Raw genomic sequence first — 15,839 nt, forward strand, 5'->3', positions numbered from 1 at the left:
GATCACGGAAGTTCGACGATCACGCGAACTCGACGCCCTGCGCCAGGGGGAGCTCCCCGGAGTAGTTCACCGTGTTGGTCGCCCGCCGCATGTAGGCCTTCCACGCATCGGACCCCGACTCGCGCCCGCCGCCGGTCTCCTTCTCGCCACCGAAGGCGCCACCGATCTCGGCGCCGGACGTGCCGATGTTGACGTTGCTGATGCCGCAGTCGGAGCCGTCGGCGGCGAGGAACCGCTCGGCCTCGCCCTGGTCACCGGTGAAGATGCTCGAGGACAGCCCATGCGGCACCGCGTTGTGCAGCGCGACCGCCTCGTCGAGCTCGTCGTAGGTCAGCACGTAGACGATCGGGGCGAAGGTCTCCTGGCGCACGATGTCACTCTGCCCCGGCATCCGGACCACGGCCGGCTCGACGTAGTACGCGTCCGGGGCGACGTCGCCCAGCACCCGCGCCCCTCCGCATACGACCTCCCCGCCCTGCTCGACCGCGGCGGCGAGGGCGGCGGCCATGTGCTCGTATGCCGTGGAGCCGATGAGCGGTCCCACGAGGACCCCGCCTGTGGTCGGGTCGCCGATCGCGAGCGTGCGGTAGGCGGCGGCGACCCGCTCGACCAGCTCGTCGGCCACGGAAGTGTGCGCGATGACGCGGCGCATCGTGGTGCAGCGCTGCCCGGCGGTCCCGGCGGCGGCGAAGACGATGCCGCGCACCGCCAGGTCGAGGTCGGCCGAGGGCGCGACGATGGCGGCGTTGTTGCCCCCGAGCTCCAGCAGGTAGCGACCGAACCTGCCGGCGACCCGCGGCGCGACCTCGCGACCCATCCGGGTGGAGCCGGTGGCGGACAGCAGCGCCACGTCGGGGTGGTCGACGAGGGCCTCGCCGACGTCGCGGCCCCCCAGCAGGAGCTGGCTGACGTGCTCCGGAGCGCCGGTGTCGGCGATCGCGCGGTCCAGCAGCGCGGCGGCGCCGAGGGAGGACAGCGGGGTGGCCTCCGAGGGCTTCCAGATGACCGGGTCGCCGCAGACCAGGGCGACCGCGGTGTTCCAGGACCAGACGGCGACCGGGAAGTTGAACGCGGAGATCACCCCGACGACGCCGAGCGGGTGCCAGGTCTCCATCAGCCGGTGGCCGGGACGCTCGGAGGGCATGGTGCGCCCGTAGAGCTGGCGCGACATCCCGACCGCCAGGTCGCAGATGTCGATCATCTCCTGCACCTCGCCGCGGGCCTCCGAGGTGGTCTTGCCCGCCTCCAGGCTGACCAGCACGGCCAGGTCGTCCTTGTGCTCGGTGAGCAGCTCGCCCAGTCGCTTGACCAGGGCCCCGCGCACCGGGGCCGGCGTAGTGCGCCAGGTCGCGAAGGCCCCCACCGCCCGCTGCACGGCGGCGTCGACGTCGGCGGCACCTGCCCAGGAGACCCGGGCCAGCTCGCCGCCGGTGATCGGGGTCGTGGCCGACTGCTCGCCCCCCAGCGCGGTGTCGTCGACCCCGCAGGCCTGCAGGGCGGCGCGGGCCCGGGCGGCCAGGTCCGTGGTCTCCGGCAGTCCGGGTCGCTGGGCGGTGGGCTGGGTCGGGTCCGTGGTCACGGCGTGCTCCTCGTCGTCGGCGGCTGCACCACGTCCCATGATGCCTCCGGGCACGCGAGGTCGCGCCCGGGGGTCGGGCTCAGCCGGCGAGCATCCGGGCCAGCTGCAGGTGCACCCGGAAGCTCAGGTTCATCGCAGCGGTAGCGCGTGGAAGTTGAGCACCACGTGGGCGTCCTGCTGCGGGGTAGGAGAACATGTGCGTGGCGAAGTACGCCGAGGCCCCCGACGGGCTCGCGGCAGGCCCGCGGAAGAGCGGTGGCGTGAACTCGCCGAACCGGAGCGTCATCGGTCCCGGCGCCGTAGTGGATGCCGCGGCGGAACCGGTGCCGCGGCGCGCCATCCAGGCGCGCAGCGTCTCGGGTGAGACGAGCGCGCCCGCCGTGCAGCGCCTGCTGGAAGCGCGACGAAGTCCGCGCGGCGGCGCCGACGATGCCGCCGCCCGCCCAGTCCAGGCTCACGCTGAGTGCGCGCGCTGAGCTCGTGGCCGCGCCGATCCAGAACGGCTCGACGTCGAGACTCGGCGAGGTCGCGCGGGACCGAGCGTCGCGTCGTAGGGCGTGGAGGCTGCGCTCCATCCCGGCGGGCTCGAAGATCCGGGCTGCGCAGCAGCGTCGCTGAACGGCTCCCCGGCCACCTCCTCGGCGATCCGGCCGAGCAGCACGCAATGCCGTGTCGGAGTAGACGGAACCGCTCCCCCGGGCGCCCGACGGCCGGCAGTCCGGCTGCACCTCGTCGAGCAGCGTCGGCCGGGGTCCACCGTCGGTCCGGGATCGCTCGGCGGCGGTCCGCGACCGAGGCGGCCGTGTCGCTGACCCCGGGGCGGCTCGAAGTAGTCCGGGCAGCCCGCTGGTGTGGGTGAGCAGGTGCTCGACCGTGACGTCCCGTGGCGACGTCGACGCCGTCGGCTGCCGGGCAGGCCCGTCGACGTCGGCCGCCGGCAGCACCGCGCCCGAGCGGTGTGTCGAACGCGCAGCCGGCCCTGCCTCGACCAGCATGCGCGATGAGCGTCGCCGTCATCACCTTGCCGACGCTGGCGCGCGTGGAACGGCCGCTCCAGCGTGCACCGTGCTCGAACTACCACGCCGGGCGCGCTGCACGAGCACCTGCGGCGCGCGGCAGCCGCGCGGTGCCCGCCGTCGTGTCGAGCCGGTCCAGCGCAGCTGCTCGAGCCTGCGCGACTGCCCGCGCCGGTCGTGCCTTGCGTCGTGCTCATGGATCAGCCTCTCGCCGTCATATCTCTCATAGATATGTCTAGTAGACATGTCTATGAGAGTCAAGGGCTCTAGGCTCGGGGTCATGGCGCACGTGATCCTCGGGCTGCTGCTCATCGCACCGCAGAGCCTCTACGACCTGATCAAGAGCTTCGAGGCGGGCGTCTCGCTCTTCTACAGCGCCAGCTCCGGCAGCATCAAGCGCGCCCTGGACCGGCTGCTCCGAGCAGGGGCTCGATCGAGGTCGCGGCCGCCGAGCCGGGCGCCCGCGGCCGCAAGGTCTATCAGGTGACCGAGGCCGGGCGCGCGCGAGTTCCACGACCTGGATGACCGGGCCCGTGACCGGGTCCGACGCCGAGGCGGCCGGGCTACCCCGCCTGTTCTTCCTGGGCCTGGCTCCCGGCCGACCGGCGCCCGCGACGTGCTCCGATCCATCATCGCCCGCATCGAGGACGACCTGGCCGGGTTGGAGCGCCTCAGCGCACAACTCGCCACCTTCGAGGCCCCCGAGGGGCTGGAGGACGTCGCCACCCACCAGCTCGCGACGCTGGACTACGGCCTGACCCAGCACCGCAACGCCCTCGCCTGGTTCCGCAGCCACCTCGCGGCCACGTCGTGACCGGTCGCCGCCTCAGCGGAAGGCGGACTCCCCGGTCAGCGCCTGGCCGATGACCAGCTGGTGGACCTCCGAGGTGCCCTCGTAGGTGAGGACCGACTCCAGGTTGTTGGCGTGCCGCATGATCGGGTACTCCAGCGTGATGCCGGCCGCACCCAGGATGGTGCGCGTCTCCCGGGCGATGGCGATCGCCTCCCGGACGTTGTTGAGCTTGCCGAGGCTGATCTGGTGCGGCGTGAGCGTACCCTCGTCCTTCAGGCGCCCCAGGTGCAGCGCCAGCAGCATCCCCTTGCCCAGCTCCAGGCTCATGTCGGCGAGCTTGGCCTGGGTGAGCTGGTAGGCGGCCAGCGGCCGGTCGAAGATCTCCCGCTCCCGGGCGTAGGTGATGGCGGTGTCCAGGCAGTCGCGGGCCGCACCCAGGGAGCCGAAGACGATGCCGAAGCGGGCCTCGTTGAGACAGGACAGGGGGCCGGACAGCCCCTTGGCCCCGGGCAGCATCGCCGAGTCCGGCAGGCGCACGTTGTCCAGCACCAGCTCGCTGGTGACCGACGCGCGCAGCGACAGCTTCTTCTTCACCTCCGGCGCCGAGAACCCGGGGGTGTCCGTCGGCACCACGAAGCCCCGCACCCCGTCGTCGGTCTGCGCCCACACGACCGCGACGTCGGCGACGGAGCCGTTGGTGATCCACATCTTGTTGCCGGTGAGGACCCAGTCCTGCCCGTCGCGGGTGGCGCGGGTGCGCATCCCCCCGGGGTTGGAGCCGAAGTCGGGCTCGGTCAGGCCGAAGCACCCGATCGCCTCCCCCTTGGCCATGCGGGGCAGCCACTCCTGCTTCTGCTCCTCCGACCCGTGCTTCCAGATCGCGAACATGGCCAGCGACCCCTGCACGCTCACCAGCGAGCGCAGCCCCGAGTCGCCCGCCTCCAGCTCCAGACAGGCCAGTCCGTATGCCGTGGCCGTCGTCCCCGCGCAGTCGTAGCCCTCCAGGTGCATGCCGAGCACGCCCAGGCGCCCCAGCTCGGGGGCCAGCTCGCGCACCGGGACGGTCCCCTCCTCATACCAGTCGGCGATGTGCGGCCGGATCTGGTCGGTGACGAAGCGGCGCACGGTGTCGCGGATGGCCAGGTCCTCCTCGCTGAGCAGCTGATCGGTGGCGAAGAGACCGAGGGGCGAGGTGGGCGTGGTCGTGCTGGCCATGGGAACTCCCTGCGAGACGGCGATCGGGCTAACCCTGAATCTAACACTGTAAGGTTAATGGGACAACAGACCGCGACGCCCGTCGCCCCGCGTGGAAAGGTGGACCGTGGCCCGACCGAGCTCCCCCCTGCTGAGCCGCCCGCGCATCCGCGACACCGCCCTTCACCTCATCGACACCGAGGGCCTGGAGAGCTTCTCCATGCGGCGGCTCGCCGGCGCCCTGGGCGTCAGCGCCCCCTCCCTCTACGCGCACTACACCTCGCGGGAGCACGTGCTGGACGAGGTCGTGGACCTGGTGGTCTCCGACGTCGACACCAGCGGCTTCGACCGGGGGTGGCAGGAGGGGATCCGCACCTGGGCCCGCTCCTACCGGGCGGCCATCGCGGCGCACCCGGCCACCGCGCCGCTGGTGGCGTCCGGCGCCCAGCACCGGGCGCAGTTCCTGGCGATGGCCAACCGCGCCCACGGCGGCCTGATCGCCGCGGGCTGGCCAGCGCGCCGGGCCACGGAGATCTCCGGGGGCGTGAAGTTCCTGGTCATCGGCGCCGCCTGCACCCCCTTCGCCGAGGGGTTCTCCGACGACCCCGGCGTCTACGCCGACAGCTACCCGCACCTGGGCCAGGCACACCGCCTCCGCAGTCAGGCCGAGCGCATCGACCAGGACGCGTTCGAGTTGGCCCTGGGCGCCCTCATCACCGGGCTCGCCGCCGAGCCCGACGCCCCGCGCTGACCCGCCGACCTCAGCCGGCCCGCCGGTCAGATGACGTGGGTCTCCGGGCGGGACCCGGCCCCCGCGAACCGGCGGGCATCGAGCGGGGAGGTGTCGACATACGGCTCCCGCCCCAGGCAGAGGTCGCGCAGCACCTCCCCCACCGCCGGCCCCATCAGGAAGCCGTGGCCGGAGAACCCGGTCGCGTAGAGGAACCGGTCGACGTCGGGCGCCTGCCCGATCAGGGCGTTGTGATCCGGGGTCATCTCGTACAGGCCCGCCCAGCCGCTGGTCAGACCGACCTCCATGAGGCGCGGGGCGCGACGCTCGATGGCCTCGCCCAGCCCGGTGAGCCAGGCGTCGTCGCGCTCCAGCCGGAAGCCGGGGGTCTCGTCCGGGTCGGACATCCCGACGAGCAGACCAGGGCCCTCGCGGTGGAAGTAGAAGCTCGTCGCGAAGTCGAGCGTCATCGGCATACGAGCGGGCAGGTCCGGGACCGGCTCGGTGACCACGATCTGGCGGCGCAGCGGCGTCACCGGCAGCTCGACCCCGACCCACTCGCCGACCTCGCGCGACCAGGCGCCCGCCGCGCAGACCACGGTGTCGGTCTCGATGGTGCCGCGGTCGGTGACCACCCCCGTGATGCTGCGGCCACTGGTCCGTATGCCGTGTGCCCGGGTGCGGGTGAGCAGTCGCCCCCCGAGGTGGCGGGCCGCGCGGGCGAACCCGAGGACGACCGACTCCGGGGTGCAGTGCCCGTCGGTCGGTGAGTACGCCCCCGCCAGCAGCCCGTCCGGCGCCGACCAGCGGCGCGAGCTCCAGCACCTCCTCGACGGACAGCATCCGGCTCGGGACGCCGTGGGAGTTCTGGAGGGCGACGCTCTGGGTGAACAGGTCGACCGCGCCGGGATCGTCGAGCAGGAAGAGGTAGCCGACCTGGTGGAAGTCGATGTCCTGGCCGAACCGCTCCGGGAACTGCTCGAACACCTCCAGGCTGCGCCGCCCGAGCTCGATGTTCAGCGCGTCGGAGAACTGCGCCCGCACCCCTCCCGCCGCCTTGCTGGTCGACCCCGACCCGAGGTCGTCCGCCTCGAGCAGGACGACGTCGCCCACCCCCGCCTCCAGCAGGTGGTAGGCCGTGCTCACCCCCACGACTCCGCCGCCGATGACGACGACGTCCGCGCGGGAGGGGACCTGGTCTGACCGGGACACCTCAGCCTTCGCCCCCGCCGGGCTGCTGTGGAACCTCCCGGGGGACCGCGCGAGACGATCGGAACCGTGCCCGGCCTTTCTGGGTGTACTTGAGCCGACGCAGATCCCGCCAGAGTCGAGTAACGGGGTCCGGCGTGGTGGCGCTGTTGAACTCCTCACGGAGGATGTGCGCGAGATCCTGGCGCGCCTCTGACTTCTCGGCATCCGTATGCCCCTGACCGGGGTCGAGCACAGTCATCACACCGCGAAGGTCATCGATGACGACCGGCGACACGAAGCCCACGTCGTTCAGTTCCACGAGCAGGTTCGCCACACGTGCCCACAGCTGGCCATAGTCGTGGGAATCGTCGTCGATCAGTTCGCTGTAGGCCTCGTGGCACAGCCGCGCCGACCTCAGTCGGCGCGCTTTCTGCGGACGCAACCACCGCGCGATGATCCCGATCGACGCCGAACCGGTGGTGATCGGATCCATGGCTCACCACTCCTCCCTGCAACCACCCTGCCATGCAAGGTATCCGGTCACTCCTCGCCGCGCAGCCCCAGCCCGACGTCGTCGGCCATCAGGGTGAGCGTGTCGCCCTCGATCGTCATCGTGAGCTCGGGGCTGTTGAGCACCTCCATAACCGCGTTCTCCAACTCGCCCTCGGCCCCCTCGCAGAGCACCAGAGTCTGCCCGATGTCGCTCAGCACGAGGGTGTCCCCGTCCACCTCGTAGCTGCCGCTCCCGGTGTTGCAGCCCGGCTCCACGGCCACGCCCCCCTCGCCGTCAAACACCAGGGTCGCCGTCGCACCGGCCGGCGTGGTGCTCACCGCCTCTCCGGAGTAGAGCGACTCGACGGTCCAGGTGGTGCCCTCCAGCTGCAGCGGCGGGTGCGCGACGGCGCGGTCCACCAGGGTCAGCACGGTGTCCTCCGAGGTCAGCACCAGGCTGTCGCCGTCGACGGCGATCTCCGGCTGCGACTCCAGGAACTCCAGCAGCCAGGTGTCCTGCGCGTGCAGCTCGGGGTCGCACCCCATCTCGGTCATCCCGCCCCCGGTGAAGGCCACGGTGCTCCCGTCGACCTGGTAGCTGCCCAGGATGTGGTTGCACCCGGCCCTCGCGGTCACGTCGCTGTCCCGGAAGTCCAGGCTCACTTCGGTCCCCTCCACCAGTGCGTATGCCGATCCGCCCTCGGTGATGTCGGTCGCCACGAGGCTCCGCCCGGCGAGCTCCACCCCCGCTGCGCCGTCCCCTGCGCCGCCATCCCCTGTTCCGCCGTCCCCCGGCCCCTCGTCGGAGCTGCTGTCGCACCCGGCCAGGGTGAGCGCCAGGAGCAGACCTGCCGTTGCCGCCACCGCGCGATTCATACGGATAGGACGCAGGGAGGCCCCGCAGTGTTCCCCGGCGGCTCCGACTCTCCCGCCATGCACGAGCTCCTCGTGGAGGGGTGACCTGTCAAAGCGGGTGCCGTAGCCCTCCTCTGACAGGTCACCCCTTGGCGAGAGGAGTTGTCCACAGCCTCCCCCGCGCCGGTCGGTTGTGCGGCAGGCTGGTGGGCGCACGGGGGATTCGCGAGAAGCACGGAGCAAGGGGGCCTCATGACACAGCCGGACACACCCACGCGGGCGGAGCAGCCAGACACACCCACGCGGGCGGAGCAGCCAGACACACCCACGCGGGCGGAGCAGCCGACAAGCGCCCGCGGGGCGCGCAGCGCGCTGCGCGGAAGCGCCGTCAGGTCGTCGCGCGCGGGATGAGCGTGCTGCGCAACGGCGTGGTGCACCGCGCACACCTGCGGCAGCAGGGCATTACCCGGGAGCACGTGCGGGTCGAGATCCGCGCGCGACGCTGGGTCAGGCTCGGGCGGCACACCGTCTTCGTCGGCGACCCCTGGCCCGACCAGCACTGGAACCCTTCGGCACCGCCCGCCTCCGGTCCCGGGGACTGGACGGCCCGCGCCTGGTGGGCCCTCTGGGAGACCGGGTGGGGCGCCGTCCTGGACGGCCCGTCCGCCCTGATCGCTGCGGGACTGGAGCGCTACGGCGAGGCGGTGATCCACGTGCGGGTGCCGATCAAGGCGCGCGTCCGCACCCTCCCGGGCGTCGTCGTGCGCAGAAGCCGCAGGATCGAGGTGGCTCCCGGAGGGGGGCCGCCGAAGCTGGCGTTGCCACGGGCGCTCCTGAACGCGGCGGCGCACGCGAAGTCCGATCGGCAGGCTGCCTACCTCGTGGCCGCCACCGTCCAGCAGGGGATCGTGTCGTCGCAGGACCTCCTGGAGCAGTGGCGCGCCACGCACCACCGGCCGCACCGCGCAGTCTTCCTGGGCCAGGTCATCTCGGACGTGTGCGACGGTGCGCACGCCCTGTCGGAGCTCGAGTTCGCCGCGTTGTGCCGGGCCCGGGGCCTCCCCGAGCCCTCCCGGCAGGTGGTGCGCCGGGGGCCCGACGGGCGGATCTACCTCGATGTGTGGTGGGAGGAGTTCGGCGTCGGGGTCGAGATCGACGGCGTGCAGCACGGCTGGGGCCTGCAGACAGTGCGCGACGCCCTGCGCGACAACAGCATCCTCCTCCAGAACGGGCTGATCCTCCGCATCCCCGCCCTCGGCCTGCGGGTATCCCCGGACGCCTTCATGGACCAGGTGGCAGAGCTCATCGAACTGGGCCGACGCCGCCGCGCGCGTTCCGGGGCCTGATCGGTGGGTGACGCCACCGCGTGATCGGAGGTGACCTGTCAAAGCGGGTCCCGTAGCCCTCCTCTGACAGGTCACCCCCGCCGAAGGCCTGACAGGTCACCGCGCCGAGGGAGGGGCCGTATGCCGAGGAGGACCTGTGTGAGGACGTTCACAGGCCGCGCCTGGTGAGGGCGCACTTAGTTCGGTTAGCCTGCCCTAATGGACTCCTCCGAGACTGCGGTCGCGACGCCGGAGCGCGCCGACACTGCGGCTGCCGGGTTTGCCCTGGCCGGGCGGGACCTGCACCTCGCCTACGGAGCGCACGAGGTGGTGCACGGTGCCGGGCTGCGGCTGAGCCCGGGCCGGGTCACCGCCCTCATCGGGCCCGAACGGCTCGGGCAAGTCCACCGTCCTGCGCTCGCTGGCCCGGCTGCACCGACCGGACTCGGGCACGGTCTCGCTCGCCGACGTCGACGACGTGCTGACACTGCACCCCAAGGCCTTCGCCCGACGGGTCACCATGCTCTCGCAGAGCCGCCCCACCCCGGGCGGCGTCGCGGTGCGTGACGTCGTCGGCTTCGGCCGGCACCCGCTACCGCGGCCGGTTCCGCACGCTCCGACCCGGACGGCCCCCGGGCCATCGCCCACGCCATGGACGGTCACCGGCATCACCGGGATGGCCGACCGCGGCGTCGACGAACTGTCCGGCGGCGAGCTGCAGCGGGTCTGGCTGGCCACCTGTCTGGCGCAGGACACCGAGCGTGCTGCTGCTGGACGAGCCCACCAACCACCTGGACCTGCGCTACCAGATGGACCTGCTCGACCTGGTCCGCGACCTGGCCACCGAGCACGAGCGTCGCCATCGGCGTCGTGCTGCACGACCTCAACCACGCCGCGACCGTCGCCGACGACGTCGTCCTGCTGCACCACGGCGACGGTCCGGGCCAGCGGCACGCCGGCTGGAGGTGCTGACCACCGAGCTGCTCAGCGAGGTCTACGGCATCCACGTCGACGTCCACCTGCATCCACGGCACGGCCAGGCCGGTCTGCGAGCCCCGCAGCCGGCATGCGGAGCGCGCCGCACGGCACTCCGTCGCCGTCTGCAGCCGCCCGCAGCCAGCCACCGAACTGCACCACCACCACGACGTCCCACAGCACCACCCGCGCCGGCCCGCCGGACCGAGCGGACGACATACACCCGGAGGAACCACGCCATGCGCCTGCCCCGCACCACCCCTGCCGCGAGCATCCTGCTCGCCACCGCCCTCACCCTCACCGCCTGCGGCACCACCGAGGACGCCCAGCCCGACAACGGCGACGGCGGCAGCCGAGGACGCCGGCGCCGACGACACCGGAGCCACCGACGACGGGGCCGGCGGAGAGGCCGCCGGCGGACCCGGTCACCTACACCGACGAGCGGGGCGAGCACACCCTGGACGCGCCGGCGCAGGACGTGGTCGTCGCTGGAGTGGGGGCTGACCGAGAACCTGCTCACCCTCGGCGTGACGCCGGTCGGCGCCGGCGGACGTGGAGGGCTACAACACCTGGGACACCTCGATCGAGCTGGACCCCGACGACCGACCGACGTCGGGATGCGCGGCGAGCCGAGCCTGTCCGACATCACCGCGCTGGAGCCCGACCTCATCGTCACGGTCACCGACGTCCCGGAGAACGTCATCGCCCAGCTCGAGGACATCGCGCCGGTGCTGGCGGTCCGCGGGCTCGGACAGCGAGGACCCGCTGGGCTACATGCGCGAGACCGTCGAGCTGCTGGGCACCGCCACCGGCAAGGAGGCCGAGGCGCAGGAGGCGCTCGACTCCTTCGACGCGGCGCTGGAGGAGGGGCGGACCGCGATCGCCGACGCCGGCCTGGAGGGTGCCGAGTTCGTGATGGCCGACGGCTGGCTCAACAACGGCGTCGTCTCGGTCCGGATGTACACCCCCGGCTCCTACTTCGGCGCCATCGGCGAGGAGCTCGGCATGGTCAACGCCTGGACCGAGGGCGGCGACCCCGACTACGGGCTGGCGCAGACCGATGTCGAGGGCCTCACCGCGTTGGAGGACGTGCAGTTCATCTACGCCGCCAACTCCTCCGAGGCGGACCCGTTCGTCGAGGGACTGGCCGACAACCCGATCTGGGAGCAGCTGCCCTTCGTCACCGCCGGCAACGTGCACCGCATCCCCGACGGCATCTGGATGTTCGGCGGCCCGCTGTCCGGCGAGGCCTATGTCGAACGCCACCCTGGACGCCCTCAGCGAGTGAGGTGACCACGACGAGCACGCCACCTGCCACCGACCCCGTCCTGGAGACCGGACGGGGCCGGACGCAGACCCCGACCCCCGTGGGCGACCCGTCGGCGACCCCGCGACGGGGCCGTATCTCGGTCACCGGGGTCAGCGGCGCGTTCCTCGTCGTGGCCGTGCTGGGGCTGTTGCTCGCCTCGGTCCACCTCACGCAGGGCACCGCTGCCGTCGGCGCGGGCGACCTGTGGCGGTGGGCCACCGGCGGCGACGCGCTGGATGAGACCGCGGCCGTGCTGGTGGCCTCGCGGGTGCCGCGGCTGCTGGCCGGGGTCCTGGTCGGGGTCGCGCTCGGGTTCGCCGGCGCCCTGCTGCAGTCCGTGGCCCGCAACCCGCTGGCCTCCCCGGACACGCTGGCAGTGAACGCCGGGGCCTACCTGACCATCGTCGCGTTCTCGGTCTTCGGCATCGCCGTGCCCTTCTACCTGCAGGGCACCATCGCCTTCGCGGGCGGCCTCGCCGCGGCCATCCTCGTGCTCGGACTCTCCCGGGGTGGCGCCGACGGCCCGAGCCGGTTGATCCTGGCCGGCTCGGCGATCACCCTGGCGCTGCACTCCCTGGTGACGATGCTCCTGGTGCTCTTCGAGCAGGAGACGCAGGGGCTGTTCGCCTGGGGTGCCGGCTCGATCGTGCAGTCCGGCAGCCGCACCCTCACGTTGGCGCTGCCCGTGCTCCTGCTCGGCCTGGTCGCGGCCCTCGCCGCTCTGCCACCGGATGGACCTGCTGGCCCTGGGCGACGACGCCGCGACGGTGCTCGGGCGTCTCGGTCCGCAGCACCCGGGTCGCCGCGATCCTGGTCGCCGTGCTGCTGGCGGCGCTCGCGGTCACCATCGCCGGGCCGATCGGGTTCGTCGGCCTCGCCGCCCCGCTCATCGCCCGTCTCGTGGCGCGCCGGGTCCCGGGGCTCGGCCGGCACGTCCTGCTGCTGCCGTTCGCCGCGCTGCTCGGCATCGTCGTCGTGCTCGGCGCCGACGTCTTCCTGCGGGTGCTGGTGCCGACCGCACGCACCACGGCGGTGCCCACCGGCGTCGTCACCAGCGTCCTGGGCGCCGCGCTGCTCGTCTGGTTCGCCCGCCGGATGCCGGACACGGGCCCCGGTCTGCAGCAGGCCTCCGGTCACCTCGGGCGCCCCCGGACCACCCGCACGTATGCCGTGGTGGCGGCCTGTCTGGCCCTCACCCTGGTCGGTGCCGGGCTGGCCGCCATCCTGCTGGGCGACCGGCTGATCCTGCTGGGCGACGTCGCCAACTGGCTCGGGGACGTCTCCGGGCCGCGAGGTCACCCTCGAGATGGGACGCCGGGTGCCGCGGGTGCTCGCGGCGCTGCTGGCCGGCGCGGCGCTGGCCCTGGCCGGCACCATCGTCCAGGCCGTGTGCCGCAACCCGCTCGCCGAGCCCGGCCTGCTCGGGGTGACGTCCGGGGCCGGCCTCGGCGCCGTGGCCATGATCCTGCTGGTGCCCGGGGTCGGGCTGTGGCCGATGTCCGCGGCCGCCGTCGGCGGGGCGTTCCTGATCACCGTCGCTGGTCTTCGCCCTGGCGCACCGCGGCGGGCTGAGCTCCACCCGCCTGGTGCTCATCGGCGTCGGGATGCAGGCCGGGGTGATGGCCCTGATCAGCCTGCTCATCCTGGTCACCCGCCCGTGGGAGGTGAACCTGGCGCTGACCTGGCTCGCGGGCTCGACCTACGGCCGGACGATGGAGCAGCTCGTCCCGGTCGCGGTCGTCCTGCTCGTGGTGACCCCGCTGGCCGTGCTGCTGCGCCGCGACCTGGACATCGTCGCGCTCGACGAGGACACCCCGCGGATCCTGGGCATCGGCCTGGACCGGACCCGGCTCCTGCTGCTCGGCGCGGCGGCCCTGCTCACCGCCGCTGCCGTGGTCGCCACCGGCGTCGTGGCCTTCGTGGGCCTGGTGGCCCCGCACGCCGCCCGCGCCCTGGTCGGGGCCCGGCACTCCCGGGTCATCCCGGTGGCGATCCTGCTCGGCGCGATCCTGGTCTCCGGCGCCGACACCCTCGGCCGGTGGGCGTTCGCCCCCGTCCAGATCCCGGCCGGCGTGGGCACCGCGCTGCTGGGCACTCCGTACTTCATCTACCTGCTGTGGCGCAGCCGCGGCCGCGACACCTGAGCCGAAGAGGAATCCCCGATGACGACCACGACCACCCAGACCGCTGCCACCTGGCGGTTCTTCGACGTCACCGTGGCCGGCCTGGAGCGGCTCGGCCCCAGCTTCCTGCGGGTGACCTTCACCGGTGCCGGATCTGGAGCAGTACGCCGACCTCGGCCACGACGCCCGGATGAAGCTGGTGCTGCCCGACCGCGGACGGCTACCGAGCACCTGCCCCGGGGCCAGGACTGGTACGCCGCAGTGGCGCGACCCTGCCGGACGGCGCAGCGCAACCCCATCCGCACCTACACGACGCGGGCGGTGCGTCCCGAGCGCGCCGAGGTCGACGTCGACGTGGTGCTGCACGGCGACGCCGGGCCGGCCTCCCGGTGGGCCAACCGGGTGGAGATCGGCAGCCCGCTGGTGGTGATGGGTCCCAACACCGTGGCCGAGGGGCCGCACGGTGGCGTCGAGTTCCGCACGCCCGCGGCCGGTCGCCCGGTGCTGCTCGCCGGTGACGAGACCGCCGTGCCGGCCATCGCCACCATCCTGAGCCAGCTGTCGGCATACACCACGGGTGCGGCGTTCCTGGAGGTCCCCGAGGAGGGTGACGCCCTGCGAGCTGTCCGCCCCCGAGGGCGTCACCGTCACCTGGCTCGCCCGGAACGGCCAGTCGCACGGGGACCTCCTCGTCCCCGCGGTGCAGGCCGCCGCCGCCACGATGACCGGTGCCGCGCGCACGGCCGCCCGCGCCGACGACGCCAGCCGCGAGGTCGCGGACGTCGATGTCGAGGACGATCGACTGTCGAGGACGTCGATGTCGACGAGGACATCCTGTGGGAGGTCGCCGAGGGCGGCGCCGCCGAGCAGGAGCTCTATGCGTGGTTCGCCGGCGAGGCCGGTGTCATCAAGACGCTGCGCCGCCACCTCGTCGGCGAGCTGGGGGTCGACCGGGGCGCGGTGTCGTTCATGGGCTACTGGCGGACCGGGCGCGCCGAGGGCTGATCCGCACCGGTTATCCACAGATTGCCGCCGTCGCCGCCGGGACACCCCCGAATCGGCCAGAGTGGAGCGATGGACCTGGACCTCCCCGCCTCTCTCACTGCGGACGGCGGCATCGTCACCACCGCCAGTGCGCGGCAGGCGGGCCTGACGCGCTATGACCTCAGGACCCTGGTGAGGCGCGAGCGGTTGGTCCGGATCCATCCCGGCGCCTTCGTCCCCCGGGAGATCTGGGACACCGCCACGCCAGGAGAACGGCACCGTCTCCGAGCCGTCGGACTGGTCCACAGCATGACGATCGACGTGGCGATCAGCCACGCCTCGGCCGCCCTGGTGCACCAGCTCCCGCTGTGGGGACCGGCGCCACGACACCTGCACCTGTGCCGGACGGGAGCAGGGCGGGGCTGGCGGCGGGCGGGCTACACGGTGCACGCCGCATTCGGGCCCGAGTCGACGGTGCCGGACTCCGCGCCGCCCGTGGTGCTCCCGGTCCTCGCCGCGCTCGGCCTGGCCGAGAGGGACGGCTTCCTGGCGGGCGTCACAGCCCTGGACGCTGCCCTGGCCCGCGGCCTGACCACCGAGGCCGAGGCCCGGACCTGGCTGCGCACGCTGCGCCGGCGCCCTGGCGTGCGGACGATGACCCGGGTGGTCGAGGCCGCCGACGGGCTGCAGCGAGTCACCCGCTGGAGACGAAGGCGCGGCTGGTGATCATCGGCCTGGGCTACCGGGTCTCGTTGCAGGTCACGCTCCGCACCGTCGACGGCGAGTTCGTCGCCCGGGTCGACCTGCTCATCGAGGAGCTGGGCGTGGTCATCGAGGTCGACGGGCGCAGCAAGTACCAGCGCGAGGACGGGACGGGATCGGTCGAGGTGCTGCTCTCGGAGAAGCACCGCGAATCCGCGATCCGGGACCTGGGCTACGGCCTCGTGCGGGTCGACAACCAGGGCCTGGACGATCCCGCAACCCTGGACCGCCGGATCCGGGACGCCGCCGGGCGCGCCTCGCCCGCTGTCCGCCGGCCACCCCCATCGGAGACGGCCTGAGACCGCACTCTGCTACTCACATGGTCACTATGCACCGCTCCGGACAGTCGCCTAGTGACCACGAGAGTCGCCTAGTGACCACGAGAGTCGCAGAGTGACCACGAGAGTCGCCTAGTGGCCACGAAGCACGTCTCGTCACCTCGTCGCCACCGACTGAGATCGCACTCTGCTACTCACATGGCCACTATGCACCGCTCCGGACAGTCGCCTAG

15 protein-coding genes and 5 pseudogenes are annotated in these 15,839 nt (G+C 72.8%); 13 read left to right on the forward strand and 7 right to left on the reverse strand.

Annotation, left to right across the window (positions count from 1 at the left end):
• Positions 1-19: 19 nt before the first annotated feature.
• Entirely contained in the window at positions 20-1,618 is a 1,599-nt protein-coding gene (gene amaB / locus AC1QRC_RS00655; RefSeq protein WP_484204966.1) for an L-piperidine-6-carboxylate dehydrogenase, read from the reverse strand.
• A gap of 40 nt (positions 1,619-1,658) precedes the next feature.
• A complete protein-coding gene (locus AC1QRC_RS00660) occupies positions 1,659-1,865 on the reverse strand; it encodes a hypothetical protein (RefSeq protein WP_484204967.1) in 207 nt (68 codons plus the stop codon).
• Positions 1,866-2,875: 1,010 nt separating this feature from the next.
• Between AC1QRC_RS00660 and AC1QRC_RS00665 the strand changes: the two genes are divergently transcribed.
• Both AC1QRC_RS00665 and AC1QRC_RS00670 read left to right on the forward strand, forming a co-directional pair.
• A complete protein-coding gene (locus tag AC1QRC_RS00665) occupies positions 2,876-3,082 on the forward strand; it encodes a hypothetical protein (protein WP_484204968.1) in 207 nt (68 codons plus the stop codon).
• A gap of 30 nt (positions 3,083-3,112) precedes the next feature.
• A complete protein-coding gene (locus AC1QRC_RS00670; protein WP_484206708.1) occupies positions 3,113-3,409 on the forward strand; it encodes a hypothetical protein in 297 nt (98 codons plus the stop codon).
• 12 nt (positions 3,410-3,421) lie between these two features.
• On the opposite strand, the gene AC1QRC_RS00675 is transcribed toward AC1QRC_RS00670, so the two are convergent.
• Positions 3,422-4,603: an acyl-CoA dehydrogenase family protein gene (locus AC1QRC_RS00675; protein ID WP_484204969.1), complete on the reverse strand. Its 1,182-nt coding sequence runs from the start codon at positions 4,601-4,603 to the stop codon at positions 3,422-3,424.
• Positions 4,604-4,709: 106 nt separating this feature from the next.
• Between AC1QRC_RS00675 and AC1QRC_RS00680 the strand changes: the two genes are divergently transcribed.
• On the forward strand, positions 4,710-5,333 hold the full coding sequence (locus tag AC1QRC_RS00680; protein ID WP_484204970.1) for a TetR/AcrR family transcriptional regulator: 624 nt from the start codon (positions 4,710-4,712) through the stop codon (positions 5,331-5,333).
• Between the two features lie 26 nt (positions 5,334-5,359).
• Here AC1QRC_RS00680 and AC1QRC_RS00685 read toward each other — a convergent pair whose 3' ends face one another.
• The 4 genes and pseudogenes from AC1QRC_RS00685 to AC1QRC_RS00700 all read right to left on the reverse strand — a co-directional run bounded on the left by AC1QRC_RS00685 (position 5,360) and on the right by AC1QRC_RS00700 (position 7,859).
• Complete coding sequence (locus AC1QRC_RS00685; protein ID WP_484206709.1) at positions 5,360-6,223, reverse strand: NAD(P)/FAD-dependent oxidoreductase; 864 nt, start codon at positions 6,221-6,223, stop codon at positions 5,360-5,362.
• Positions 6,126-6,524, reverse strand: a pseudogene (locus AC1QRC_RS00690) (NAD(P)/FAD-dependent oxidoreductase); the annotation flags it as partial. The gene AC1QRC_RS00685 and the pseudogene AC1QRC_RS00690, both read right to left, overlap by 98 nt.
• Before the next feature lies 1 nt (position 6,525).
• Complete coding sequence (locus tag AC1QRC_RS00695; protein WP_484204971.1) at positions 6,526-6,996, reverse strand: hypothetical protein; 471 nt, start codon at positions 6,994-6,996, stop codon at positions 6,526-6,528.
• Between the two features lie 47 nt (positions 6,997-7,043).
• Positions 7,044-7,859, reverse strand: a complete 816-nt coding sequence (locus AC1QRC_RS00700) for an META domain-containing protein (protein WP_484204972.1) — start codon at positions 7,857-7,859, stop codon at positions 7,044-7,046.
• A gap of 398 nt (positions 7,860-8,257) precedes the next feature.
• Here AC1QRC_RS00700 and AC1QRC_RS00705 point away from each other — a divergent pair, with 398 nt between their 5' ends.
• The 10 genes and pseudogenes from AC1QRC_RS00705 (at position 8,258) to AC1QRC_RS00750 (ending at position 15,627) form a co-directional block, all read left to right on the forward strand.
• Positions 8,258-9,196 (forward strand): hypothetical protein, encoded by a 939-nt coding sequence (locus tag AC1QRC_RS00705; RefSeq protein WP_484204973.1) that lies wholly within the window; start codon positions 8,258-8,260, stop codon positions 9,194-9,196.
• A gap of 409 nt (positions 9,197-9,605) precedes the next feature.
• A pseudogene (fecE, locus tag AC1QRC_RS00710) lies at positions 9,606-9,869 on the forward strand (Fe(3+) dicitrate ABC transporter ATP-binding protein FecE); the annotation flags it as partial.
• Between the two features lie 1,055 nt (positions 9,870-10,924).
• Entirely contained in the window at positions 10,925-11,443 is a 519-nt protein-coding gene (locus AC1QRC_RS00715) for an ABC transporter substrate-binding protein (protein ID WP_484204974.1), read from the forward strand.
• Between the two features lie 152 nt (positions 11,444-11,595).
• Positions 11,596-12,117, forward strand: a pseudogene (locus AC1QRC_RS00720) (iron chelate uptake ABC transporter family permease subunit); the annotation flags it as partial.
• A 161-nt stretch (positions 12,118-12,278) separates the two neighbouring features.
• Positions 12,279-12,494, forward strand: a pseudogene (locus AC1QRC_RS00725) (iron chelate uptake ABC transporter family permease subunit); the annotation flags it as partial.
• Between the two features lie 271 nt (positions 12,495-12,765).
• Positions 12,766-12,936 (forward strand): annotated as a pseudogene (locus AC1QRC_RS00730) (iron chelate uptake ABC transporter family permease subunit); the annotation flags it as partial.
• A 109-nt stretch (positions 12,937-13,045) separates the two neighbouring features.
• Positions 13,046-13,603, forward strand: a complete 558-nt coding sequence (locus AC1QRC_RS00735; RefSeq protein WP_484204975.1) for an iron chelate uptake ABC transporter family permease subunit — start codon at positions 13,046-13,048, stop codon at positions 13,601-13,603.
• 18 nt (positions 13,604-13,621) lie between these two features.
• The gene (locus AC1QRC_RS00740; RefSeq protein ID WP_484204976.1) at positions 13,622-14,587 is read left to right on the forward strand and encodes a siderophore-interacting protein; all 966 of its coding nucleotides are present in this window, start codon (positions 13,622-13,624) and stop codon (positions 14,585-14,587) included.
• A 69-nt stretch (positions 14,588-14,656) separates the two neighbouring features.
• Positions 14,657-15,292, forward strand: a complete 636-nt coding sequence (locus AC1QRC_RS00745) for a type IV toxin-antitoxin system AbiEi family antitoxin domain-containing protein (protein ID WP_484204977.1) — start codon at positions 14,657-14,659, stop codon at positions 15,290-15,292.
• Entirely contained in the window at positions 15,289-15,627 is a 339-nt protein-coding gene (locus AC1QRC_RS00750) for a hypothetical protein (RefSeq protein WP_484204978.1), read from the forward strand. The genes AC1QRC_RS00745 and AC1QRC_RS00750 overlap by 4 nt, the downstream gene beginning before the upstream one ends.
• Positions 15,628-15,839: the final 212 nt, after the last annotated feature.

The sequence above is a fragment of the Ornithinicoccus sp. genome (assembly GCF_057176825.1).

Excerpts from the sequence above, each read along its gene's own strand:
- AC1QRC_RS00660 (WP_484204967.1), bottom strand. The coding sequence starts at position 1,865 with ATGACGCTCCGGTTCGGCGAGTTCACGCCACCGCTCTTCCGCGGGCCT.
- AC1QRC_RS00715 (WP_484204974.1), top strand. The coding sequence starts at position 10,925 with ATGCGCGAGACCGTCGAGCTGCTGGGCACCGCCACCGGCAAGGAGGCC.
- AC1QRC_RS00705 (WP_484204973.1), top strand. The coding sequence starts at position 8,258 with ATGAGCGTGCTGCGCAACGGCGTGGTGCACCGCGCACACCTGCGGCAG.
- AC1QRC_RS00740 (WP_484204976.1), top strand. The coding sequence starts at position 13,622 with ATGACGACCACGACCACCCAGACCGCTGCCACCTGGCGGTTCTTCGAC.
- amaB (WP_484204966.1), bottom strand. The coding sequence starts at position 1,618 with ATGGGACGTGGTGCAGCCGCCGACGACGAGGAGCACGCCGTGACCACG.
- AC1QRC_RS00745 (WP_484204977.1), top strand. The coding sequence starts at position 14,657 with ATGGACCTGGACCTCCCCGCCTCTCTCACTGCGGACGGCGGCATCGTC.
- AC1QRC_RS00665 (WP_484204968.1), top strand. The coding sequence starts at position 2,876 with ATGGCGCACGTGATCCTCGGGCTGCTGCTCATCGCACCGCAGAGCCTC.
- AC1QRC_RS00675 (WP_484204969.1), bottom strand. The coding sequence starts at position 4,603 with ATGGCCAGCACGACCACGCCCACCTCGCCCCTCGGTCTCTTCGCCACC.
- AC1QRC_RS00695 (WP_484204971.1), bottom strand. The coding sequence starts at position 6,996 with ATGGATCCGATCACCACCGGTTCGGCGTCGATCGGGATCATCGCGCGG.